The following is a 24,262-nucleotide window of genomic DNA, read 5'->3' as shown; positions in this document are numbered from 1 at the left end:
GTTTTAAACGGGTAATTATTATTTTTGACCTGCAGCGTTATATGACAAAAAATCTCTACTGCCTGAGAACACCATCAGAAAACCGAGATTAAGTTTATTCATTATAAAACCAATAATCCTGAGCTGTTCCGGACTACACCATAATATGCTATGAAAAATACAGAAACAACCCATTTGGGTAGCCTTAAGGAGGCCAGCCAGGAATCCTATAAATTGACCGCCGCTCTGGTCTTGTTTTTTTCGGTTTTCATTTTTAGCACTACCCTTGCGCAATCTACAGTGGAGGACCGGATCAGGCAGGTTGAGAACGGCCTCACCGAAAACATCCAGACCGGTGATTCTGCTCCTTTTAATTTGCTCGAGCGGATGAAACATTTTAAAGTACAGGGGCTCAGCATCGCGGTAATTAAAGATTATAAGGTCGATTTTGCAAAAGGCTATGGCTTTGCAGATAAAGAAAAGAAAATTCGGGTAAGCGATAAAACGCTATTTCAGGCAGCGTCCATCAGTAAATCGCTAAACAGCGTGGCCATATTGAAGCTTTTTAAAGACCGGAATCTGGATTTATATGCAGATATCAATACTTATCTCAAAAGCTGGAAATTCCCTTACGATTCGATTTCGAAAGGCAAAAAAATCAATATGGCAAATCTGCTCAGCCATACCGCCGGGTTGAATGTGCATGGCTTTGGAGGCTATGAGGCTGGTAAGCCGCTACCTTCGGTCATCCAGATTTTAAACGGACAATCTCCGGCCAATTCTGATGCGGTACACTCACTTTTCGTTCCTGGAACCCGCCAGGAATATTCTGGAGGAGGAACAACAATTTCCCAGCTTATACTCACAGATATTACCGGGCAACGGTACGAAAACTATTTAATGGAGCAGGTACTAAAGCCGCTGGGTATGCTCAGCAGTACTTTTGCGCAGCCGCCATTGGGCATCAGGCAGGAACTGCTATCTGCAGGATACGATGGCGATGGAAAAGAGGTGAAGGGGAAATATCATATTTACCCGGAGCAGGCTGCTGCCGGTTTATGGACAAACCCCAGAGATCTGGCCAAATATATCATCGAAACCCAGCTTGCCTACCAGGGTAAATCGGCAAAGGTTCTTGATCAGCAGCATACAAAATTACGCCTTAGCCCATACATGAATAAAAATGGCGCTGCATTAGGTGTTTTTGTGGAGGATTATGATGGAATAAAGTACTTTGGCCACGGTGCAGGGAACGCAGGATTTACTGGCGGATACTATGGTAGTTTTGAGGGGGGAAATGGTTTGGTCGTTATGGTTAATTCAGATAACGGAGAAATTGTTCAGGAGCTGATCAACAGCATTTCCACCGTATATAACTTCAAAGGCTTAAGCAAAACCAAAAAGGTTACCCTCGCTGATGTTCCTGATGAGGATCTGGATCGTTATCTTGGTAATTACCAGCTTACTCCCGAACTGGTATTAACTGTAAGCCGCGAGGGTAAAAAGGTTTTCGTACAGGCAACCGGGCAGCCCAAAATAGAAGCCTTTGCAGAAAGTGGTAACAAATTTTTCTTTAAAACCATTCAGGCAAGTATGGAGTTCGTAAAAGATCAGAATGGATTAATAAAAGAGATGATCTTTATACAAGGCCGAACCATTCATGCAAAGAAATTATAAATTCCTTGCCCGGATATTTAGGCAAGGAATTTATAACATTCAGGCGAAGGGCCATTTTCTTATTAGCCCCAGTACAACTGTCAGCCCTATGCATATCGCGGCCCAACGTGGCTTTCTGCTTTTATCAATGTGCTGCAACTTCTTTTTTACTTGTTTGCTTTCCAGGTTGCGCTTTTGGTGCTGCAGCTGATGGCCCGTTTGCCGTTGCCGATCTACCGGCATTGACCTTATTGTGGAGTGATGAACTGCATATTAGTCTGCACAGAATAAACGATCGCAGTTTCGCGAGGAAGTGAACAAGGAAACTAAAGATGCTTTTCATGCTGGGAGGAATTTTAAGTAGATTCGCAGGTTTATTCACAACACAATTAACATGTATAGAAAGGGGGACTCTACTATCTACTTTGCCAAAGCATGCTTCGTTTCCCGCCATTCCCAGGGTGCTACAGCATCTTTCTCTTGCCATAAGCCTACCTTACTTTTCCTAGCTCTTATTTCTAACTGGGCATAAAGCAAATCGCTTGAATATTTTTTATAATGCCAGGCCATGCCCTGTTTAATCATTTCCTGGTTGAGTACCTGTTTTTTGCTGTTAATCACTACAGCAATTAACCTTTTATAACGGTCGTATTTTTGGCCTTGTACGCTAACCATTTGCCCGAAACACAAATCGGAAAGTGCTTTTTTGGCACGATTACCAAAAGGTTGCGAACCACGTTTCTCAGGGCAATCGATATGTGCCAGGCGGACTTTAACGGGCTGGTTGTGGTATAATACTTCCATGGTATCGCCATCCATAATGCGGATCACTTTGGCGGTAAAAACAAGATGGTTGTAATTTATTAGTGGCTTGCTTTCGCCTGGTGGGATGAAACAAGCCTGGAGTGTTAACAATAAAACCAATAAACTTATTTTTCCCAACCGCATAATGTTTTTCCGTCTTTTTTGGCTTTTTCTATATCCACCTTTATAATTTTATACGTGCAATTGCTTAAACCGCGGCAACCGGAGGTATAGTGGTATTTTTTAGCGCCGGAACTGTTGCAAATGTACACGCTTGTATTTTCTTTACAAGTAATGTTAATAAAGGAAAAGAGGAGCAGGGAGAGCGTTTTCATGATTATGGGATTAATACAATAACTAATTTAGTTTTGACTGCTTATCAATATTGTTGATTCTAGGATTTATATAAATTGAAATTATTAATCCGAGGGCCACAATCACATCTACCACATTCCATAAGAAGCGCCCCAATGCTATTTTAAATATTGGTTGAAACAGTATTGCCAATGTTATATAAGTAATAGCCATGGTTAGATTGCCGTTTTTATTTACGTGGTAAGCCCAACATTCCAAAACCTACCATGGCTAAAAATCTAATTAATTGATAGTAGCCATAAGGCATGTTTGCCAAACAGATAATCAGTAGGCCTGCTAATAAAATTTTTATTAATGTTACCATTTGTAAAATGATGGTTATGCACTGTGAAAAATTAATTGTTATCTAATTAAAGTGTTCTAAAGCTAATCTGAGCGCCATAAGAAATCCCCGCTGAATTTATAGCATAAGCTCTAACGTAATAAGTGGTAGCAGTTTGTAATCCTGAGATTGAATAAGAAACAGTACCCGTTCCAGTCCCGTTATTATTGTACATGCTACTTGTTATTGTAGGATTTATATTAGTGCTATAACATATTCCTCTGGAGCTAATTGCCCCTCCACCATCGGCCGTTATGCTTCCACTTGCAAAGGCTCCGCTCTTCGTTATAGATGTTATGCTTATTGAACCTACTGTTGCAAGTTTTACACTTACGGTGGTAAAACTGATTTGGTTGCCATAAGCTGTACCGGCTTGATTTGTTGCGAAAGTACGAAGGTAATAAGTTGTTCCAGGGTTTAAATTGGGTATATCGGCATTGAAAGTCCCTAAACCACTTGCCACATTAATATGGCTATTTGCAGTTGTAGGTGTTGGGCTGGTATTCCAACAAAATCCTCTTGTACTTATCATTCCACCTCCTGTTGCAGTAACAGCACCAACCGCCGAAACACTGGTTAAAGTAATATTGGTTACACTATTCGTGGCTACACTAGCAAATTGATAATCAACCGTTTTAAACTGCATTTGTTCGCTATAGATAATTTCATTTTTGCTTTGAAAATAGGCACGTACAAAATAACTGGTTCCTGGAATCAGATTTGGTAAATTGACAATAAACGGCCCTTCGCCTAATCCACCACTCAGCTTTTGCGAATTGCTAACAGTCGGATTAATCGTTGTAGACCAACATATTCCCTTATCAATAATATCACCATTTAATCCCCCATCAGCTTTTGCTGTGGCAGTGGCACCAACCTGGGTAATAGCTGATAGCGTAGGTTTGCTTATTTCAATCTTGGTGCTGCTATTTATTGGAATTGATGGGTCTTTTGTACAGCTGAAGATCAAGCCGATAGCTATAAATAATAGTATATTTATTTTATTGAATACATTCATTTTTTTAAAAATTAAATCCGACACCTGCATTAAAATCTGTGTATTTAAACTGTATTGAACTAACACCTCCCATTATGTTTATAAACCCATATCTTAGTATTATTCCCGCCTCAATTTCTGCTCCTTTAAAACTGTTGTTAATATTTTCTGCATAACTAGCCGAAAGTGGGATTATGCTATCATATTGGTACTTATTAATCCCCCACAAAAGCTTTCGGTTACCATAGCCGCCACCAATGTAGCCCGAAACTATATTATTGCCAAAGAATAGGCCGGCAGTGTATGCTGTTCTTTCACTAACTGTATTTCCGTTATAACTATAATAACCTGGAACACCGTAAGCGGTTAAAGAAGTATTATTTGTTTTGAATGGGGCATCAGTAGATTTGCTACTGATTTTTACCTTTGCAAACCAGCCAACTTTTCCACCACCTCCCAAGGTAATATTAAAATTATTTGTTTTAGTTGCTGAAGAAACATCGTTAAAAACAATACCTCCGTTTATAAAGAATCGATTTTTACTATTTGTTGTATTTATATTACCTGATTTAGGTGCATTTTTAATATTTATAACTTTACTTAAAAATTCTGTATTGTTACAGTCGCCTTCTGCACGAACCGAAAAAGTATCTGGAGAATAAATTCGACCTGTATTGATGCTATAGCCAGTTCCAATCATTGTTCTGTTTGGACTACTTCCTTTGTACCATACCCATTTGGCATTAGCTGCCAGATAGCCTCCACTTACTGTTAAAGTTATTTCGTTACCATACAGGGTATTTACATCACCAATAATAGCATTTGGTATAATTGATTTATTGGTTACACTGAGTAGAAAAGATTTACAGGCTGTTTTATCGGAACCATCTTCGGCCCGTACAAAATAGGTAGTTGTTTTTATTGGCGATACATTAATGGATGCTCCTTCTCCAATCTTTTCTCCATCACAGCTGTTAGCGTACCATACCCACTTAGCAACACCTGATAATTTACCTCCCTCTACACTTAAGGTAATATTCTGTTCTCCTTCACAAATCACTGCCCGACCACGGATTACTTTGGCGGCAATACTCTTTTTATTAACATTAATTTTTGTAGAAGTACAACTTGTAATGTTTTTACCTTCGCCGCGCACAAAAATGGTGAAAGTATGATCAGGGCTTAAGGTTAAACTAGGGCCTGTGCCGATTAGTTTTGTACCACAATTCTCCTCGTACCACATCCAGGTAGCGCCTTGAGCCAAATTTCCACCTTCTAGTGTTAGTGTGGTTGATTCGCCCGAATTAAGTTCGGTACTTCCCTTTATGGCGATTGGCTCCATAGAAAGCGGAGAGCTTGGTTTGTAAAAACCTATTTCGGGTAAACTCTTCGATATTCTAATATCATTTGAAAAATTGGCCATTTTCTTAGCAAAAAAAGCGTTGTTTGGCGGCATAATAATACCCAGTTTTGTATTACTATTAATTAATACACTATTTAACTGGGTCTTTAATTCATTACTACAGTTAAAGAAATCGAACCGCCAATTGATATAATAGTTTCTTGCCTTGCCAATCTTCGTAATTCGGTACCGATAATAAGACTGATTATTATCATTATTACAGGAATTAGGTGAGAGTAAGTACTCGATTTCTACCGTGATATTTTTATCGGTATAAAGAATCCCTTTGGGTTGCCACTTTGATTGTGCGATTAATGATTTGCTAAACACGAGGCAAATCATAACGATAAATACATATTTTAACATAACAATATTGAAAATTAGATAGATAGTAAAGCTTAAAGCATTTGGAATAATAAATTCGGATTTGAGAATGAACGATTTGGCATAATCCTATTAGTAGGTATCAATATTGAGCTCGCCCGTACAAAGCGATTTGGTAAATGGATTATTTGCCGACCGCGTTGCTTCCTGTTTTACTTCATAATAGTATTGAATACTATTTGTGATTACTTTACCTCTTTTTCCTGACAATGCATATTGCCCCGGTTGGGGGATAAAAATCGATTCCCAGTCGCTCCATTCGCCGTCTTTAATTTTTGCGGTCCTAAAAAAAAGTCTAACACTATCAGACTTTACGGTGAGACTTACCTGAGTAGTTTTATTAATGCAGTTGAGAACTGGTATTTCTTTTTTGATTTTTTTTTGTTGTGGCAGCTTTCTTTTAGGCGTAATGGCAAAGGTATCGGTAATGATTACTGCAGAATCTACTGTTGAAAGCTCTTCATCTGTTTTTGCCTGTAATTCTGTTCTGGGATAAATAGAAGATAACGGGCCTGCATTAACTAAAAACAGGATCAATATCATTGCGATCGGCAATGCTGCAAATAAGCTGATTTTACGGTTTAACTGGAATTTGCGGCAAGCAATAAAACTACCAATACAAATACCGATAAAACCTCCGGTAAACCACCATGTAAATATGGATGAGTTTGCCCCAGATGCTCTTAAAACATTGTCTATAATAACAAACGTATTGTAAGTAATCGCACCAAAAAAATTATGAAGAACAACAGAAAAAAAAAGCGCTGCAATTATATATTTCCAAAGATGGCTTTCCTGGGGCTTAATAGGTTTAAATGTGCTTTTCATATCTTTTCGATCTTTTTAATTTTTGGCCAAAGTAAAATGGGAATAGCAACAGAAAGGGTAAAAATGGCGATGTAAGCTACATGATTAGTTGGAACCTGGGCACTTATATGTCTCCACACAATTTCAGGTTTAAGCCAAGTATTACCACCATTTGCAGCACTGATGAGTATCCGGATAAACCCAAAGAAAACACTTGTAAAAAAAGCATATTTTAATAAGTAGAATAAAAATGTTTTTAACGGGAAAACAGTTTTAACTGAAATAGGGATGCTTAGTGTTTGATAATTGGTTTTAATATTAAGGTTTAAGGTATATAACCTATTCTTTACCAATTTTAACGGATCTATATTTAGATGAAGGGTTATCGATTTTGCGCGTTCTAAATCAAAAAAGCTAACATATCCTTCTTCAATTACAATTCCATCTATTTTTTGATCAAGCGATACAGTTGCTTTTACAAAGCCAGTATTACTTAAAGAAATTGTGATAGGCTGAAAAAGTGGTTTGGATTCAATACCTAGAAAGCTAAGTTGATCAACAGAAACAGCAAGACTTGGTAATTCAATTTCAGGTTGGATAATTTCTATCAGTTTTTGTATCAGGCCGCAGACCAGATCGTGTTGGTTTTTTTCCTGATCAATTAAAAGTTTAGTCTGCACTTGGTAATCAACAATTATGTTATTCCTGCCTGTTCTTTCCAACCAAGTAAATAAATGCTCATCCTGTATCGATTTTAATAGAACCGGCCAAAACCCACTTTCCTTTTTCGCCCTTACCGCAATATCTTCGGGTGTAAGGAATAACTCTTGCCCGATATAAAATGGGTATTCGGAATTAAATGAGTAAATAAAATATATAAAGTCTTTAAAAGATTTTCCTCTGGGCAAAACATCTGCCAGTTCAGGAAAGCATTGTTTAATCCACAACTGTAAATGCCCCGCTACAAACTTGTTATATATGGCCTCAAAGAAATCGTAATTGTGCCAACCTTTTTGGAGAAGATCGTTAAGTGTTGTAAAGCTTTCGTGCCCAACTTTAAATGGCAAACTTTTATTTAGCTGATAAACAATTTTCAGAAACCTTTTTTCTGGATCGCGTTCAGTACTATAGATATCCAAAAACCCCATAGTAAGGTCTACATTCTGGTTACTGAGGTAATTGATATTTTCTTTAAGAAAAATATGATCCTCCAAATACCGAAGCGCTTTGATCCTATCATTAAATAGAACTTCTCCCAACTTGTTCAAACTCTTTACCTGCTGTTCAAACAAATTAACTGGAAGGCCCATCACACGGTCCTTTCCCTCCTGCTCATCCCGAAGTTTGACCCAGTTGATGCTATTATGAACTTCTTGAAGTAAAAGACCAAATTGTTGGTTATCTAAACCAGTTTCTAGAGCCCGCTTTCTGATTAAAAAAAGATCAGCATCATTAACTTCTCCCATCCGATCTACTAGCAGATCATGGATAACCTTTTTTATTTCGTGCAAATCTTCCATTTACAGTATTTATTTAAAAGAGATTTTGGCCGGTTCGATAATTTCCCACTTCCCGCCGGAGAGCGATAGCTGTCCTTCCTTTTCCGTTATAATTTGTCCAAAAGGCACTACATCATACATACAGGTTTTTTGCAGAAAATAATCGGCATTGGTTAAGGCGTATTTTTGTGCTGCTGGATTTTCACTCACCTTAAAGAATGCCTTATTGGGTGATTGTAGCCTGATCTCGAAAATAGTTTCGTTGTTTTCTTCTTCTACCAACTCTGCTACAGAAAAGCCATCAATCAGATCGGCGTATTTAGTGTAAAAGTGTTCTGGTTGTTTAATTATTTCCGGTTTGTCGATTTGCCATTCTATGGTATTTACATTACTTGGTTCTTCTGGGACTAATTCTTTTAATGGTGTTTCTTCTTTCAACCTAATTAGATTCATTTCTTCTTCCAACTTACCGTTCTTGGCCTTTAAATCCTCCAATTCAGTTTTCAATTGGGCCTTCTCCCACGTTGTATTTGTGGTTTCACTTTTCAAAAATGCCAGTTCTTTTTGCCTGCTTTTCCTTTTCTTTAAAACAATAATTAGATAAATCAATAGACATAGAATGATGATAGATTGTAAGTATGTTATATTCGTTGGGGTAATAAGCTTTGTATCGCTAAGCCCAGAAGTCAGTGACTGCGCCTTTAACTGAAAAACAGATAATACTAAGATTAAAAAAAGGTAGATGGTTCTTTTATACATATCATTATAATGGGTTAGCTTCGGTTAATATTTTAGAAAGCCTGTAAAGTGAATCTTTAAACGCAAAGAAGAAAAGCGACTCGGAAAGTTGGTTTTCACCATCCTGCTTATGGAGATCTTTCAATACTTTTTTATAACTATCGTAAATAAGCCCTTCGCCATTAAAAATATCTCCGTTCCATTTTAGCGAATCGAGTACCAGCTTGGTATTCTTAATCTTAAAAGCATAGAGAAAATCTATAATCTGTTTATTACCAAAAGTGAGTTCTAAAAATCTGTTTACATTTTTTAAAACAGCTAAATTGATTTCACTATCCAGGTTCTGTGTATCTTTAACTGCAAATTCGTTGGGAGTAATCAAGTCATCGTTGCCTGAACCGGCGTGTACAAAGTCCTGGTATTTTTTTCTTTGATCATGATCTAAACTTTCGAAGGTTTCGCCTCTAGGAACTTCAACAAACTGATCCTGGATATCGGCTTTTGCATATTCTATAACGCCATTTGCTGTTATTACTTTAGGATCTTCATTAATGTGAACTTTAAAAGAAGTTGGTAGTACTTGATTGGAATAAGTACGAAGTAATAATTTTGTAAACTCATTTAATTCATTTTCACTCCCGTTGCAAAGCAATTTTAGGTATTGGCTGCCCTTGCCTGTAAAGGAAAGATAACGGGGTAAAGGATATTGTTTGGCTGTAATGATCTGACAGATGTGATAAACAATGGCGCTATAATGTAAATATAAGACGATTGAAAGATTAGTATTTCCATCTGTAATCGAATCGCTATATTTTGATTGCTTATCATATTTAAAAAGCAAGCTAATTAAATCATCCGAACTTAAATTGTTGTCATTTTCTGCATGTTTGAAATACCGCATTTCATCGTGCTCTATATTGTTGGCGGATTTGTAGAACAAATAGTTGTTAATAAAGCCATTATTTTTCAAGCTTCCCTTATAACCACTTCCCCAGATATCGTTTCCGGCAAACCTGAATGAGGTAGTAAGATATTTGTCTTTTCTATTGCCGGTTGCATCCATAAACATCATGATATCAGTAGTACCACCACCAATGTCGATATTGATGATATTTGTCTCCGCTTGAATTCCGCTGTCATTCTTGGTAAGAAAGAAATATGGTGCGATTGACTCTTTAGTTGGAAAGCCCAATTGTGCTAGCTTTGTTATGTCAACATTATCAAACACGGTAGCATACGCCTCCTTTATAATTTTAGTTAATTCGGCCGCTGTTTGTTTATCCATAGAAGATGGAATAGACCAAAGTACATCTACCTGCTCAGGCAAACAGAAATTGAGAATAGCTTTAGCTTTAATCTGCAGCATTAACTGTGTTAGAAAAAAGCGAACCCTCGATCTGTTTGATACACTTCTGCTTACATCCGAATTGTTTTCTAACAACCACTTAAGATTAGTTGTATAAATCGAATCACCACTAAATTCACGGTCGATGTTAAAACCAATGTTGATGTGGCTAAAAAGTTCTGCTTTTTCTTTGTCCAGGTTATTAAAGGTTGATACCTCGCAGGTAGCAGTTTTAAAAGGAAAAGATACAGTTGAGTGGCCCTTAGATTTAATAATCCTCGGCATAAACTCACGGTTAACTGTCAAGGCTGCTTCCGGCATCTGTCCGAAATGATTATAGCTGTTACCTAAATCCCCAGATAACAGCGGTTCATTTAACATTACCATCTGTTGATCTGCTTCATCAATCTCGAAAGGTAGCGGTAATGGGAAACCATTTTGTTTATAGGCTATGTGGGTGTTTGAGGTACCGAAGTCAATAGCAAATGTCATCGACTTATTGAGGTTTGACTTATTAAAAACCCTACCTTCAAAATTCGGGATAATGATACCTGATATTTCAAGCTGATCGCTTACATATTTAAGCTCTAAGTAATCGAAAGACTTTTTTATCTTATAATATTTAGAAGCGGCCAATGCTACTCCCTCTGCATCGGCATAAGTTGTTCGTTGCGTAGCGGTAGATTTAATCTTATCAGCATGGCTATTGTCGGTATATACTACTCCATCATAAGAATAAAAATTAAGTGCTTCTAGTTTAAGCGTATCATTACGTTCGGCCAGCAGTACCGTAAAATCGTTTAGAAAGTGATACTTTGGATCAGATTCGTTAATCTTATAAAAAGGAAATATACCAATATCAGCTTTGCATTTAATAATCTGGTTGGTAGAATACGTTTTTACAAAAGCAATTTCATTAATACCCTTTTTATTGTTTATTGGTACTTTTAAAGTTACGGTTACGTCGTTACTTACTATTTTGATATCGAGGTTTTTTTTTAGATCCTCGAAGTTGAAAAAGTTAAAATACTCCTTTTTGATGGGAAGCAAGTATTTAAAATCACCATTTACACCGGTAAAGAATTTAGTTTTATTGATTTTAAAAGGCATTTCCATTAGGGTGTCTTCTAAAAAATCATCAGTAGTGATAAACGGATAGTTTACTGTTAAAGAATCGCCCTGAGGGAGTTTTCGTTCGAATATTGGTGTATGCTGATGAAGATAGTATCTGATTTTGGTTGTAGAGTCCCAGGCTGCATTTTCCTCCATATAATCGCCTGGCAAATTCATCCCATCTACCAGTACAAGCGGTGCTTCTACCTTTATATTATTTCCCTCCCTATCTTTTTGACTGGCATATTTATTATTGGATGCCCTGATAACAAAATCGCTGATCAACCTGATTTTTTTACGTTTTACCTCTTCACTTTGGTGATAAAAGTATATACCATTTACGGTGAGGAGTTTACCACCGATATTGGTTTTAAGCGCCAAATATTCGTTATTCAGGCTGTTGGTTTCGTTTCTACCCCAGTCCATAAATTTATGCTGAAGATCTGGAAAATGGGTTTCGATGGTTCTGTTAATGTATTGTTTCAACCCCATACACTTTTCAAATCCTTGTGGATTTTTTAGCAATACCTTATATAAATATTCCACAAACGAGCGGTCGCGTTCGAATAAGGCCTTGTAATCATCGCTAAAAAAGGTACTTCCATCATTCCCTTTAGGAAGATGAGCAATCTGTTTATCTGTAACATAGCGGTCCCAGTTTGGCGAAGTAAAAAACAATGTAAGTGGCGAGGTGCCACCCATAAGCTTATTTTCATAATAAATCAGATAAATACTTTCGGTACCCGCAAATTCTGGCTGTGCCGAATGCCCATCAAAAACAAGCGAAAAAGCTTTAGCAAGGAGTTGATGGGGGTGGTTTTTTGCTGTTGCACTAAGCTTATTCAAACTTTCTTGTACACGCCATTCTTTAAACCATATTTTCTTTCCTGGCCCGATGTCTGATTCGTTGGTATTAAATAAAAGTTGCATCATATCCAGGCAGTCCGATACCAATTGATGATAGGTAGATGAGCCTTTTAGCGTGGTTTGGTTATCTGAAGAGACCATTTGAAAGGCCGTTTCAAAAAGTTCCATTCTGGCCATCGGGGATGGGATTGATGTTCCGACCTTGGATTTACCCCGCCTGGCAAAAGTTTCGCGGATTTCAAAGTGGTCTACTTTTATCTGATTGGTAAGCGACCAGCACTTTACCTCATTGGGATTAAAACCCCCGTATTTTCTAAATGTATATGCCATATCTTTATTCTGTCATAGTGGGTAATGAATCTAAAACCTTGTAGCAATCTTGTGCAACTTGATTAAGGAGCTGTAGCAGTCTTTTTTCCTTTTCGGGGTCTGGTATCGTTTTTTTAAGTTCGTCTTCTATTTTACCTAGCCTCTCTTTTATAAAAAGCTCGCTCAAGCCCGAGTTTATGGTCACACCCAGCACTTTTTTAATTGGTATAATCTTACCCGTTATGAACGAATTAAGCTCCTCATTTAACTGAAAGGGTTCAAATCTTCGCTCGTTATCTGCCATTTCCTTAAGCCATCCTTTAAAATGGGTGCCTAGAAATGTTGATAAAGTCTGATAAAAAATATCCGAATGGATTTTATCTGCCAAAAGATCTTTATAAAAGGCCATATCTTTAAACTTGGGAAAATAGTCTAGATAGATTTTCATGGCATAAGAAAATAAAGCCAAGGGCTCCATAATCTGCTTGGAGGACCACTCGTAAAAATGTCTAAAATCAACAGCAGCACTTTCCTGGATAATGCCATAATCAAAATATTTCGTTGTGCTATTTTGATTAAGCATTTCATCGGGTTTGTTGATAAAATCGATAACTGCAGTAGCACCTATCATTTCAACTAAGTGAGCCGGATCTAGCTGTGCATCACCACCTGCATTGTAATCGTATTGTTTAATCGGATTATCCCAAACATGGTAAAGCGCATTCAGTTTGCCTGCAAGATGCTTGGAGTAATAAGTTAATGCAGCTTCTGTTTTAGCATCAAAACTTCCTGATTTTATATTACCATCGCCACCAGCTTTGTTTTTATCGGCAATTTTATAATAGGGCATTACCGTTAGTGCACCAAGTTTGATATTACGTAATCTATCGTCCCCTTTTATCAACTTAATCAATTGCGGAAATCCTGAAGAGCCTGTTCCACCAAAAATTGAGCTTACAATAAATATCCTATCATCCGGGTTTATACTCTTAACTACAAACTGGTATTCTTTGAGGTTTGATAAACTATTAAAAACTACACATCCAATATTTGGATTTCCTTTAAAACCTTCATCTAAACGGAGATTAAGTTCGGTATTTTCGAAATTGGTATGGCTCGACGGTGTATCATCATACAATGCCCTTAAAAAATCCATTGTTACATCGTTAACTAGTTCCTCTTTTGGATCGATGTATTTGATAAAAGAAGTTTCTAGATTATCGAATTTAAGCTGAAAGGAATCATCAATCTTTTCGGCACCTTCGGTCTGTAATGAACTTAAGGTATTAAGGTTTGTGTTAAAAAAACCAGTTGCAATATCCGATCCATCAACATTTTTTTGAGTGATGTAAGCTTTTTTCCGAATGGTTTTATAGGCTTCGAGTGCTTTTAGCGTACGTGTGGTATCTGCGTTTTTTGCATCAACATCTATAATAACTGGAATAACCTTGTTTGTATCGTTAAGCTTTGTACCTGCTGCCAGCAACATGGTTAAAGAACGGACTACTCTTGCTCCTGTGCCACCAATACCGAAAATAAATGTATTTCTAATCATGTCTTTTTTATTAAAATGGAGTGCGTTTGGCAAAAATGGAAAGCCTTTTCAGGATAACTGAAAGGATAAAAAACAGGATAGCAGAGAAGATACCATTCATCAGGGAGAACCTAAACATGTAACTATCTGCTTCCCCTATTACTTTCATTGCACTTGCAAAGGCAAATGCTGCTGCAATTATTGCAGTAAGTAATAGCGTAAATACCCAATGGCCAGATTTAAAGAATATGGGCTTCCACCTGCCTAATAACAGGTAGAATATTGCTGTGATAATGGAGACGATAATTAGTGTAGGTACCCCTACATTATCGTAAACTTCATCCACATAGTCGGGAACGCTCTGATGAGCACCTGAAATGAGCTGATAAAGGTCTGAGAAAATACTTAAAAGCATATTTATTATTGGTTAATTTGAAATTTTAGATCAATGAAGTTTTTATCGACATTGTTATAGGCTTCCATAACGCCTTTAACCAAGTACTCGAAAGCAAAGGTTTTTTTACCCAAGGTTTTCACGTGCTTATCATCCATGGTACTCCAAACCTGGTACCAGGTATCGTATTGTAAGGGTAGGGTGAGCTGTAATAATGCCTTATCTAACTGGATATCTTTAATCTTTACTTTAATGATATGAGTTGCCTGCGCAAAAAACATTTTCTGTTTTTTGCTTTTCAATTTATCGCTATTACCCTTTATAGATACACTAACCTCTGCAGTACAGCCACTTTGATTAAGTTTCAGGTTTTTAGCGATATAATCTAGCTTTTGAGCGTAGGGTGGCAGAGCACTTAAATCAACAGCCGCATAAAATTCCTGAGGGTTATTCTTTTTTATGGTTACTTCTTCAATACCTATGTCGCCTTTCAGGGGATCGCTTTTAATCGGCGCCCAATCGCCGGTCATGCCAAGTTGAGTAAGAATATGATATTGGTTTACCTTATTATCCATCAGACCAAAATGTAGGGATTGTTCCGGTTTGAAATTTGGGATCTTTATGAGTTTATCATCGAAAATTGGTAAAATATTATTTTTTGCTATTACCCATATATAAAATGGCCTTAACGTGCCTGTAAGCTTTGTTTTTACATTCTGGTAATCGTAATAAGTGCCAAAAAACTGTGAGCTGAAAGCATACAAACTGGCAGCCTGTTTATTATTTTTGAAATCGATAAATGTGGCATAGATATTATTTTTTAAAGTACCATTTGCCGAGGTTTTGTTTATAGTGGGATTTGCTTTTATCACTTTATTTGGAAAAGAAAGAATACAGTCGGATATAAAAATTGAAATATCTTGATTTTTAGTGTTTAATGCGATCTTTTTGAAAATTTCATGAAGCTGGGAGCTTTTATCTATGGCAAGTTTTGTTGTTGCGATATGACTACTAAAAGCAGTAGCATTGTGAGGAAAACCCCTGATTGTATCCGATATAAAGCTGATGCTAACCGGAGAAATTTCTTTATCAATCTTTACAGCGAGGTCTGTCACAACCTGTTTATATTCTGCAACACCACCAAGGTACCCATTCATGCTTGCTGATGTTTCGAGATACAGCCTTACCTTTCCAATTTTAGGTGATATTGGACAGCCTTTCGGCTTTTTCCCTTTTACATTAATGCATTGATCAACCTGATCGTTTACTCCATCGCCGTCGGTATCTTCCGGTTTGCAACTGATACATAAACAAACAAGGAATGTGTAAAGAATAAAGGATTTTACTTTTCTATATTGGGATTGAGATTCATTCATTGGGATTTATTGAGTAATAGATGGATAGAATTAATTATTTCGATTTGGAAGTAAATAGTCGAGATTTGATAAACCTTTCCGAAATTTCACTTTCCATAAGTAACTGACCGCTGGGTAATATCATCATCTTACTTTCATCCACAGAATTTTCAAAAACGTGAAACCCACTTCTACAGTTCTGATAACGATATTTTAAGGCTATAAGACCTTTGAATAAGCCTTCCTCTTTGGTAACCTGATAAACATATTTGGAGCAACTTGTTCTGAAAATGCATCTTCGTCTTTTATCTTTAGGAAATATTACCCAATAAGTCTTGATAACCAAGAGTAGCATTATTTTCATATAGAACCTTTGCTAAAAACCATCATTTGGTAGGATGCTAGATAACCTGGTTTGGCACCTAAGCCAAAACATCCTGGATCAGGTTGCACATAGGTTGAAACACTTTCTAGTCTGATGTATTCCCAGCCCTGACCATGATATTGTTTGATTAAGTTTTCTAGTTGATTGGCGACCGCGGCAGTGGTTTCATTTTTTTGATTTAAGGTTGCAGTGAAGGGTACTACTTTATATTCCATGACAAGTTTGTTTTTAAGTTTATACTTCAAAAGTATACAAGCCCAGCTGCCATACCTTACGGGAAACCGTAAAGCCGACAATTATTTAAATAATGATTTTATTGGTGTAATTTTCAGTTAAATCAATTCATTACCAGTTATTTGTAAAGCTGATTTAATGTGGTGTAAGTTGGCAGATGTTCCTTTGTCAGTTGGTTTTTGGCTTCATATAATCTTCTGATTTTTCCTTTTTCCACCAGCTATTATCGAGGCGTTTAATGGAATAGAAAGCGCGATTTACGCCAGGTTTCATGGTTGCGGTATCAAGGTGTCTGCGCCATACGTGGATAATGGTATCGGTGCCGATTACTGCCCACCAGAAAGTTTTGCCATAACGTTTTGTAGTGTATACCTCACTAATGGTTCCTTTAATTACTTTGGTGTTAAAACCAGGCTCCATCAACTGATAGGTGATCACTTTTTGTTTTTGTGCCTGGGTGTTACCCAATGTGAACGTTAATAATAGCAGTACAACGAAATGTTTCATGCCACTAAGATATTTGGGCTAAAAACGGATTCCTTACGGCTAACCTTAAGGCAAGCATATTAGGTAAAACTTTAGATAGATCAGAGGAAAACAATTGGAGCAATGTCTTTTTATAACCAGGAGCACCTTGGCTCAACCTAATCTTCACAACTTTCGAAACCTACCCTTCGACTACGCTACCATTGACATTATTTTGCAATTACTTATTAATAAGATATTTGCGGCACTATACATTTTCACCCAGCTAGGCCACAACACCGCATCCCCGTTCCACTTAAATCCGGCCTAACAAATTTTTCGGGCTGCACTGCCCAAGCCTACCTGCTGGCTTCGAAAGAAAAATTTTCAGCCGGCAGTTTTTGTTTCTTTTTGATGCCAAAAAGAAAGAGCCCTTCGGCGGCGGCGAGCCGAGGCAAGAATGAGCCTCTGGGCGAAAAAAGGATATGCGTCATTCTATTGATTTTTATCCAATAAATTATCCCTCAGGATGACAGATCACCGAGGATTTTTCGTGTTTAAAATGAGAGATTGCCAAGTCTGCTCCCAACACAGACAATAAAGCAACCTCTACATTTTTTGAGAGATGAGCGGATAATTAGTAATTTTCTATAGTCTGATGCAGCTGGTTTCTGTAATCGTAAAGCTCGTCGAGGTTTAAAAGCTGCTTTTTCTCGCCGGCATCTTTCCCTTTCTCGAAAGTTTCGATGTATTTGTTAACGGTATTAAAATGGAATCTGCAAATTGGTTTACGGTTATTGTCATCCAGCAATACGCCAAAGTAAGATTGGGTATCTCGTGCAGCAATTCTGGCAGATGGAATCTTCTCGCGTAAAATGGCCTTTACAATTTGGAAGGCTTCTAATTCTTCTTCGGTAGTTACGATTTTAGAAACATCTGGATCTTCATTAACGGGCATCACTTTGCCCTCCTCTTTTTTCTCAATTTTCTCGTTAATATTCAATGCCGATTTTAAGCGATCGCTAATGGACTCGTTGATGGAAATGGTAAGGGCCTTTTTGGCATAATCTTTAAAAGCAACCATCCGGTTTGCGGTTAGGGGTTTATCGAAGAAACGGTTAACCAATAACTTCACCATTTCGTCGGAAGGGCTGTCTATTTCTTTTTCAAATTCCTTTCTGATGGCTTTGATGTATTTTAAACCTTCGGCCGAATCGAGAATCGTTTCTAAATTATATTCGTTTTTGGTAAAGCTTTCGAGAATTTTAATGGCGTTATCTTTCAGGTCTTCGATATCGATGGTTAAGAATGGTTTCTCGTCCATAATATTCGGTTTTTCCAGATCGGCGTAAAAATTGTAAACCGTACCGTTGGTTAACACCCCAAAACGCGCTTTAGACACATGGTAGTAGCGGTGTAATTGAGAATTATGGGCATCGGCACTTTCTTTCCAATGTTTACATTCGAAGATGAGGATGGGCTCGTTGTTTTTACGGATCACATAATCTACTTTCTCTCCTTTTTTGGTGCCGATATCGCAGATGTGTTCGGGTATAACTTCTGTAGGGTTAAAAATATCGTAACCGAGGATTTGAATAAAGGGCATTACAAATGCATTTTTTGTAGCTTCTTCGGTATTGATCTGCTCTTTTAATCCCACCACGCGCTGATGAAGTTGTTCTAACTTTAGTTTAAGATCCATAACTTTTTGCATTAAATGGTTTCATCTTTTACTGATGCATTCGGCCCATTTTCTTTGACCGATTCGATACCATTATCTCTGGCATCAGCAGTGGTATACATTTGGCTGGTACCGATAATTTCGCCATTCGCAGCTTTTAAATTGAAATAGTAGGCTCCGTTTTTGGCAATTTTTCTGTCGTACCTGGCATCTGTTGGTGCATTGGTTTTTACCGATTCGATACCTTTGTTACAGCCTGCTTTTGTGGCATAGCCCTCGCTGGTTAGGATAACCCTGCCGTTTGCTGCTTCGAGATTAAACTGGTATTCGCCGTTTGTTCTTTTGGTAATGATAAATTTTCCCATAGTTATTTTTTAAGCTGCTCAAAAGTATGAGAGGAATATGGTGCATCCTTACGGGAAACCGTAGGTTGGTTCATTAGTCACTAGTTCATTGGTTGATAGTCTTAACGATTATCCATGTTAAACACAAGCTTTTTTTAAAAGGTTCGCAACGACAAAAACAAGGAGAATGCAGCAACGCAAGAAGAACCGGTTGCAGATTCTGACCTGTAGCGAAGCGGAAAGCTACGCAGTAAAACAAGTTCAGAATGACTGATTTAGGGAGGATAACCAAGTGAGTGACTAAACGAAGTTAATCTATTTATGTTGGTAGGAGATACTTTAGGGTCATTAAATGATCCCGATATCTTTACAATAGGCGATAAGTTGTTCGTTTTTGGAGAAACCCAGCACTTCTTTCATCAGGTTAAGGCGTTTTTCGATACTGCTTAGACCTGAGGGTTTGATGTTGTTCTCCTGCAAATAGTAAGGGATATTTTTTTGTGGCATTCCATCAACCAGTTGAGAGATGATTGCAATATCGAGGTCGGTAAAATCATGAGAATTATTTTCTTTCCTGGCCTGTTTTAAATCGGGCGAAAGATATTTTTTATGGTTATGGATAGCAGATATGGCTAGTCGTAAGTACTGACCGTCATGACGGGCTTTTCGCACGTATCCATCAATATGTATTTCTTTAAATAACATGTCGATAACCGCGGGCCTGTTTTCTCCGGAAAACACTAGGGTTTTTAAGTTGGGCTGTACCTCTTTTGCGGCTTTGATGAGTTCGGCACCTCCGTCGATTTTTTGCGGATTATGATCTTCTTCGAAATAGAGGTCGGTGATTAACAGATCATAAGGCCGCTCTGCTTTAACGGCATTTTTGATCCACGTAAGTGCATCATCGCAATAATATACATATTCGGGTTTTTCGGCACCCATTTCGGCCAATGTTTTTTGTAGCGAAATATTCTGTGTTTCTTGATCTTCGGCAATAAGTATTCTTTTAAACATATTTAATACAATTAGGAAACCGGAAAAGAGATTTTGATTTTGAGTCCCTTTTCTATATTGGTATCAAAGGTAATTGTACCACCAATTGTTGCAATACGGGTTCCCGTATTCGTGAGCCCGTTATTGGGTTGCACTTTACCCGAAATGCCGATGCCGTTATCGGTATAATAAATATTTATTTTTTGCTGTGCCTGTTCAAATTTGATCACCACATCGCTTGCCTTGCTGTGTTTATCCATATTCACCATTAGTTCCTGAAGGATATGTTCAACTTCATCCTTCGCCTGTTCGGATACCATTTCCCATAATGGAGGAGAGTTTCCTACGAGGATAACTCTTGTACTTTCTGAGGCGAAAGACTTTAGGGTATCCGCTATTTTTTCGTTAAAAGCCTGATTTTTGGATTTTGGTTTTTCGTAAGAGAGGTCACGCGATTGTTCGTAAAGTTCTTCTATCTCGTTAACAATAGGATTGTCTTTTAGAGTTTCCTGATTATCGAGTTTGCTCATGATTCTGTACAATCCGTTGGCAACCACATCATGCACTTTTTGGGAGGTTTTAAGCTTGTTATCGCGGATGGTATTTTGAGCTTCGAGTTCTAATCTTTGTTTTCTTTTTTTGTACCAAAGGGTACCAGCAACAATTAATAAAACAATACCAAAGATAAGTATAATGATCTGGTATCTTTTGCCTTCATTGTCTTTTTGTAGAACAAGATTATCGGCTTTGCTTTTTTCAGTGTCGTAACGGATCAGTGCAAACTGGTTTTTTGCAGCACTGCGGGCGGTTTGTACACTATCATTTAATTTTTCGTAAACATTGAAAAAATGTTTAGTTTCTTTGGGTGGACTTAGTTTGATGAGTTTTTGTAAGGCCTCTATTTGATTGTCGGGACTTTTTATCTTTTGTGCGATATGATACATCTGAGTAGCATAAAAAAGAGCCGAGTCTGGATGGCTTTTTAGGTAATAATCTGCGAGATGTGAATAGCTTGAGTTTAAACCCCAGCTATCATTTTCTCTTTTTCTAATTCGTAATGCTTCCAATAGCTCTGGTACAGCATCATATTTTTCATTTTGTTCCCATTTAGCCGATGCCAAATTTGTTAATGTCATAGCATATATTTCTGGACTAATGATTTTTTGCTGTAAAACCTGCTGAAAAATCTTAAATGACTTTGCATATTCTTTTTTGTTCTTATATGCATTTGCAATATTGTTCTTGGTTGCTAATGTAGAAGCACTATCCGGAGCATATTTTAAAGACAGGCTATAATATTTTATGGCCTGATCATAATTTTTGAGATAAAAAGATGCCAGTGCAAGTTCATGTAGATTCGACTCTAAATATGTAAACTGCTTTTTCTCATTTACATTAAAATAATGTAAAGCTTCCAATGAAAATTCCTGACCACCAAAATAATCTCCTCTATCAATAGAAATCATAGTCATATTTACCAGACATTTTGCAATACCTAAACTATCATTTTGTTGCGAAAATAATTCTTTGGCCTTATTAAAATATCGAAAGGCACTATCAGGGATTTTCTTTTCTCTGAAGTCAAATGCCTGATCGTAGTAAGGATTAATTGTTTCCTTTTCTTTTTTAGGTCTATTTTGAGAACAAGAAAAAAGAATTAATGAAGAGACGAGCGTTAAATAGCAGTATTTCAATTTATTCGGTTTTACTCTAAATTATGAAATTAATCACAGTTATTCTGATTTAAAATAACCCATTAAAATCATTAGTAGTTTAAAAAAGAAAAAGGGCGACATCATTGTCGCCCTTTAATGCTTATTAATCTCCAATTTTTGGAGGAGGTAAGTGCCCATTGTCACCGCCTGTGTCGCCATCATCACCTGGGTCGGTATCGCCAGGATCGGTATCATTGGTGCTTACTGTTGTACCACCGTTGTGGCTGCAATTGTTATTTGTATTTGTAGGCGTTGCCAATCCTAGTAGGATAGCAATAAATAATGGTAAAAACATTACTCAAAAATTTAAAGTGTGAATACTGCGCAGAGTACCCGCGACACGTCCGCGGGCCTTTCTGCAGTTTGGTATTCAGAAGGCCTTCTGAAATTTTTGGGAAGTATTTGAGTGTCTGTCGCGGGAGCTAATAACTGCTTCCCTAACCAGCTAATAACGACCGCGATTTCTACTCGTTTTTAACATTTAGTTCTTGCTTGGATTATCGTTTAAATCGTTGCCTGAATTAATTGTTGGGACAAATATCTTAGCTTTAAACCGCTAGTTTTCAGATAATTCCAGAGATTCTAAATAATTCTTTTTAAATTCCAAGGAATTCCGGAAAACCGTAGGGATTCCAAAGATTCCATTTCTATTTTTACGCTTAAATTTTTTGAAGAATGCCTGAAGATTATCAAGACTTAGTATTAGCTGCCTATAAAAAGATGAGAGATAATGGGGAGCTTTACACAATTTTACCTAAAGAAACCACTACAAGATTAAGAACAGCTTGTTTAAAAGTTTATGATAGTAGATATATTCCCAAGGAAGCTGATGTACTACCAAATGATGCTGATATACTATCAGTGTTTTTTGAAATAGATAAGATGAAGTGCGATGATTATGGGAAGGTTATTAATGATTCAGAGCCAGATGATTTTAAGGCTTTATGCAATCACATTAAAGGTGAAACAGGAAAAACTAGTGAAGAGAATACTGACCTTTTAGCTTGGTTAATAGATTTGGAACCTAGGCCGAGAAGTTCTTATTATTTGAGTCCCGATAAAACAATTAAAATAGGTGGAAAACCTATCGATCTCTTTCTCCCCCCATCAACTCCACCGGACCAGCCAGAGCCACCAACTCCCTCTAAATCATTTTATATTCCGCGCTTCTCCCCTCGCTACATCATCCTATCCTGTATCATCTTACTTTTTGTTTGCACCGCTTCTTTTGCTGTTTGGGAACGTTGGGTCAAAATTGTTAGAATGCCCGAGTCGGGCGAGAAATACATGTACTGGGATGGTGACCATTATGAACCAGTAAAAGAAGGTGAACAAAAGGCTGGTGTTCCTATAATCAAATTAAACCTTCAAGCACTGAAACGGCAACGCAGAATTAATTTACATGATACGATGACGAATTATTCGGTAGGGAAAGTTTGGCATATTAAGATTGGAAATAATCCGGAGTTTTATACTGATAGTGGAATACATCCTGTAGATACAGCCAGGCGATTAAGGCCCATGAGTTCATATGTGCATACCAAATATAATTCTTACCCAAGATATATATTAACGCATTTAGTCTGGTTTATCTGCGCTGCCTTTCTAATAAGCATCTGTGGCTTTGGGGCAAGTAGAATGAAGAGAAAAATGAGCGCTCAAAAGAATGGACAAACAACTAATGATAGTTTGCTCCATTTTTCCAAAAGGAAATTAGCCCAATAATAGCTTAACTATTACTGGGCTATAAAGCGTATTTAGCCGCTAAGCGATGGTTTAAACCAAATGCATAACCACCTGAGTTAAACCATTACCTATTTATTTTCCCCAGTTTACCTGGATGTTGTTTAGTTGGGCATAGGTTTTACCTTTTTCCATTAGGGCATTAAAATTTTGCTCAAAACGGGCGCCATATTTCTGGTCGATGCTGTTGATGATTTCATCTTTGGCGCTTTGGCTGCCCTTGCTGTCGCACAGTTTGGCATAAGCCAGGTATTCGTTTTTATAAACGGGGATGACCAGTTCGTACAATTGCTGCGAAAGGGCTTTAATTTCTTTTTCTTCATCGCCAGAGGCAGAGAGCTTTTTTACCTTTTCGAGCGATTGCTCGAGGTATAATATTTTGTTGTTGAGGTTGGTGGCGGCTTCGTTGCCTTTCTTTTTGCTAGATGGGATATCGGGATATTCTTTGGTTTCGTCGTTGATGTGGCGGGCCAGATCGGCGCTGGCAAAATCGTTGATCATGTTGGTGTTTAAGATGGCGATATCGAAAAAATGTTCTGGTGTTTCGGAACAGGCAGAGAGGAAAAGGCTAAGCAGGATTAAAAGGGATACGAATGGTTTTGGGGATAGTGCTGGTAATTTGTTCATGATCTAAATGGGTTTTCCTTATAAAATTTAAGCTTCGGTAAGAGCAAAGATTGAGCCGAGTTTTTTAGTCCGAAGTCGTGAATTCGAAGTCGATAAAACGAAATCGGCAGGCTTTTTTGCCACGGAAACACGGAATGCACAGCGTTTTTGAGCGAACTTGTACTGAGCGGAACAGAAGTGAAGGATCTTTTTGAT

General features: G+C 37.5%; 24 protein-coding genes. 2 read left to right on the top strand and 22 right to left on the bottom strand.

The genetic code is table 11. From position 1 onward, the window contains the following. Positions 1–150: 150 nt before the first annotated feature. A complete protein-coding gene (locus tag ACTJKN_RS20745; RefSeq protein WP_440827648.1) occupies positions 151–1,656 on the top strand; it encodes a serine hydrolase in 1,506 nt (501 codons plus the stop codon). A gap of 124 nt (positions 1,657–1,780) precedes the next feature. Here ACTJKN_RS20745 and ACTJKN_RS20740 read toward each other — a convergent pair whose 3' ends face one another. The 21 genes from ACTJKN_RS20740 to ACTJKN_RS20640 all read right to left on the bottom strand — a co-directional run bounded on the left by ACTJKN_RS20740 (position 1,781) and on the right by ACTJKN_RS20640 (position 21,992). Then, entirely contained in the window at positions 1,781–1,978 is a 198-nt protein-coding gene (locus ACTJKN_RS20740) for a hypothetical protein (protein WP_440827647.1), read from the bottom strand. A gap of 77 nt (positions 1,979–2,055) precedes the next feature. Next, complete coding sequence (locus ACTJKN_RS20735; RefSeq protein ID WP_440827646.1) at positions 2,056–2,583, bottom strand: thermonuclease family protein; 528 nt, start codon at positions 2,581–2,583, stop codon at positions 2,056–2,058. A 213-nt stretch (positions 2,584–2,796) separates the two neighbouring features. After that, complete coding sequence (locus ACTJKN_RS20730; protein WP_440827645.1) at positions 2,797–2,967, bottom strand: DUF6804 family protein; 171 nt, start codon at positions 2,965–2,967, stop codon at positions 2,797–2,799. A 16-nt stretch (positions 2,968–2,983) separates the two neighbouring features. Then, a complete protein-coding gene (locus ACTJKN_RS20725; protein ID WP_440827644.1) occupies positions 2,984–3,118 on the bottom strand; it encodes a DUF6804 family protein in 135 nt (44 codons plus the stop codon). 46 nt (positions 3,119–3,164) lie between these two features. Further along, positions 3,165–4,154, bottom strand: coding sequence for a hypothetical protein (locus tag ACTJKN_RS20720; protein WP_440827643.1), 990 nt, complete (start codon positions 4,152–4,154; stop codon positions 3,165–3,167). A gap of 4 nt (positions 4,155–4,158) precedes the next feature. Continuing rightward, entirely contained in the window at positions 4,159–5,901 is a 1,743-nt protein-coding gene (locus ACTJKN_RS20715; RefSeq protein ID WP_440827642.1) for a hypothetical protein, read from the bottom strand. 90 nt (positions 5,902–5,991) lie between these two features. Further along, positions 5,992–6,747, bottom strand: coding sequence for a hypothetical protein (locus ACTJKN_RS20710; RefSeq protein WP_440827641.1), 756 nt, complete (start codon positions 6,745–6,747; stop codon positions 5,992–5,994). After that, on the bottom strand, positions 6,744–8,246 hold the full coding sequence (locus ACTJKN_RS20705; RefSeq protein ID WP_440827640.1) for a hypothetical protein: 1,503 nt from the start codon (positions 8,244–8,246) through the stop codon (positions 6,744–6,746). The genes ACTJKN_RS20710 and ACTJKN_RS20705 overlap by 4 nt, the downstream gene beginning before the upstream one ends. 9 nt (positions 8,247–8,255) lie before the next feature. After that, positions 8,256–8,774 (bottom strand): hypothetical protein, encoded by a 519-nt coding sequence (locus ACTJKN_RS20700; RefSeq protein WP_440827639.1) that lies wholly within the window; start codon positions 8,772–8,774, stop codon positions 8,256–8,258. 214 nt (positions 8,775–8,988) lie between these two features. Next, positions 8,989–12,618: a hypothetical protein gene (locus ACTJKN_RS20695; RefSeq protein ID WP_440827638.1), complete on the bottom strand. Its 3,630-nt coding sequence runs from the start codon at positions 12,616–12,618 to the stop codon at positions 8,989–8,991. Positions 12,619–12,622: 4 nt separating this feature from the next. Then, complete coding sequence (locus ACTJKN_RS20690) at positions 12,623–14,152, bottom strand: hypothetical protein (protein WP_440827637.1); 1,530 nt, start codon at positions 14,150–14,152, stop codon at positions 12,623–12,625. A 10-nt stretch (positions 14,153–14,162) separates the two neighbouring features. Further along, positions 14,163–14,546 carry a hypothetical protein gene (locus tag ACTJKN_RS20685; RefSeq protein WP_440827636.1) on the bottom strand — a complete coding sequence of 128 codons (384 nt, stop codon included), beginning with the start codon at positions 14,544–14,546 and terminating at the stop codon, positions 14,163–14,165. A 5-nt stretch (positions 14,547–14,551) separates the two neighbouring features. After that, positions 14,552–15,901 carry a hypothetical protein gene (locus tag ACTJKN_RS20680; protein ID WP_440827635.1) on the bottom strand — a complete coding sequence of 450 codons (1,350 nt, stop codon included), beginning with the start codon at positions 15,899–15,901 and terminating at the stop codon, positions 14,552–14,554. Positions 15,902–15,935: 34 nt separating this feature from the next. Further along, a complete protein-coding gene (yidD, locus tag ACTJKN_RS20675; protein ID WP_440827718.1) occupies positions 15,936–16,235 on the bottom strand; it encodes a membrane protein insertion efficiency factor YidD in 300 nt (99 codons plus the stop codon). 5 nt (positions 16,236–16,240) lie between these two features. Further along, complete coding sequence (locus ACTJKN_RS20670) at positions 16,241–16,480, bottom strand: hypothetical protein (protein WP_440827634.1); 240 nt, start codon at positions 16,478–16,480, stop codon at positions 16,241–16,243. 187 nt (positions 16,481–16,667) lie between these two features. Continuing rightward, positions 16,668–17,006 carry a hypothetical protein gene (locus ACTJKN_RS20665; RefSeq protein WP_440827633.1) on the bottom strand — a complete coding sequence of 113 codons (339 nt, stop codon included), beginning with the start codon at positions 17,004–17,006 and terminating at the stop codon, positions 16,668–16,670. Positions 17,007–17,601: 595 nt separating this feature from the next. Next, positions 17,602–18,666 carry a type I restriction endonuclease gene (locus ACTJKN_RS20660; RefSeq protein ID WP_440827632.1) on the bottom strand — a complete coding sequence of 355 codons (1,065 nt, stop codon included), beginning with the start codon at positions 18,664–18,666 and terminating at the stop codon, positions 17,602–17,604. A gap of 11 nt (positions 18,667–18,677) precedes the next feature. Continuing rightward, positions 18,678–19,010 (bottom strand): YegP family protein, encoded by a 333-nt coding sequence (locus tag ACTJKN_RS20655; RefSeq protein ID WP_440827631.1) that lies wholly within the window; start codon positions 19,008–19,010, stop codon positions 18,678–18,680. A gap of 327 nt (positions 19,011–19,337) precedes the next feature. Next, positions 19,338–20,003 (bottom strand): response regulator, encoded by a 666-nt coding sequence (locus tag ACTJKN_RS20650; RefSeq protein ID WP_440827630.1) that lies wholly within the window; start codon positions 20,001–20,003, stop codon positions 19,338–19,340. A gap of 11 nt (positions 20,004–20,014) precedes the next feature. Next, positions 20,015–21,676 (bottom strand): ATP-binding protein, encoded by a 1,662-nt coding sequence (locus ACTJKN_RS20645; protein ID WP_440827629.1) that lies wholly within the window; start codon positions 21,674–21,676, stop codon positions 20,015–20,017. Positions 21,677–21,800: 124 nt separating this feature from the next. Beyond that, complete coding sequence (locus tag ACTJKN_RS20640) at positions 21,801–21,992, bottom strand: hypothetical protein (RefSeq protein ID WP_440827628.1); 192 nt, start codon at positions 21,990–21,992, stop codon at positions 21,801–21,803. A gap of 380 nt (positions 21,993–22,372) precedes the next feature. Here ACTJKN_RS20640 and ACTJKN_RS20635 point away from each other — a divergent pair, with 380 nt between their 5' ends. Beyond that, positions 22,373–23,422 carry a hypothetical protein gene (locus tag ACTJKN_RS20635; protein ID WP_440827627.1) on the top strand — a complete coding sequence of 350 codons (1,050 nt, stop codon included), beginning with the start codon at positions 22,373–22,375 and terminating at the stop codon, positions 23,420–23,422. Positions 23,423–23,515: 93 nt separating this feature from the next. Here the strand turns inward: ACTJKN_RS20635 and ACTJKN_RS20630 are convergent, their stop codons facing one another. After that, positions 23,516–24,067 (bottom strand): hypothetical protein, encoded by a 552-nt coding sequence (locus ACTJKN_RS20630; protein ID WP_440827626.1) that lies wholly within the window; start codon positions 24,065–24,067, stop codon positions 23,516–23,518. Between the last annotated feature and the right edge of the window lie 195 nt (positions 24,068–24,262).

The organism is Pedobacter sp. 22163 (genome assembly GCF_052045595.1).
Lineage (GTDB): Bacteria > Bacteroidota > Bacteroidia > Sphingobacteriales > Sphingobacteriaceae > Pedobacter.
The sequence above is the reverse complement of the archived record's forward strand: the minus strand, read 5'-3'. Positions and strand labels throughout refer to the sequence as shown.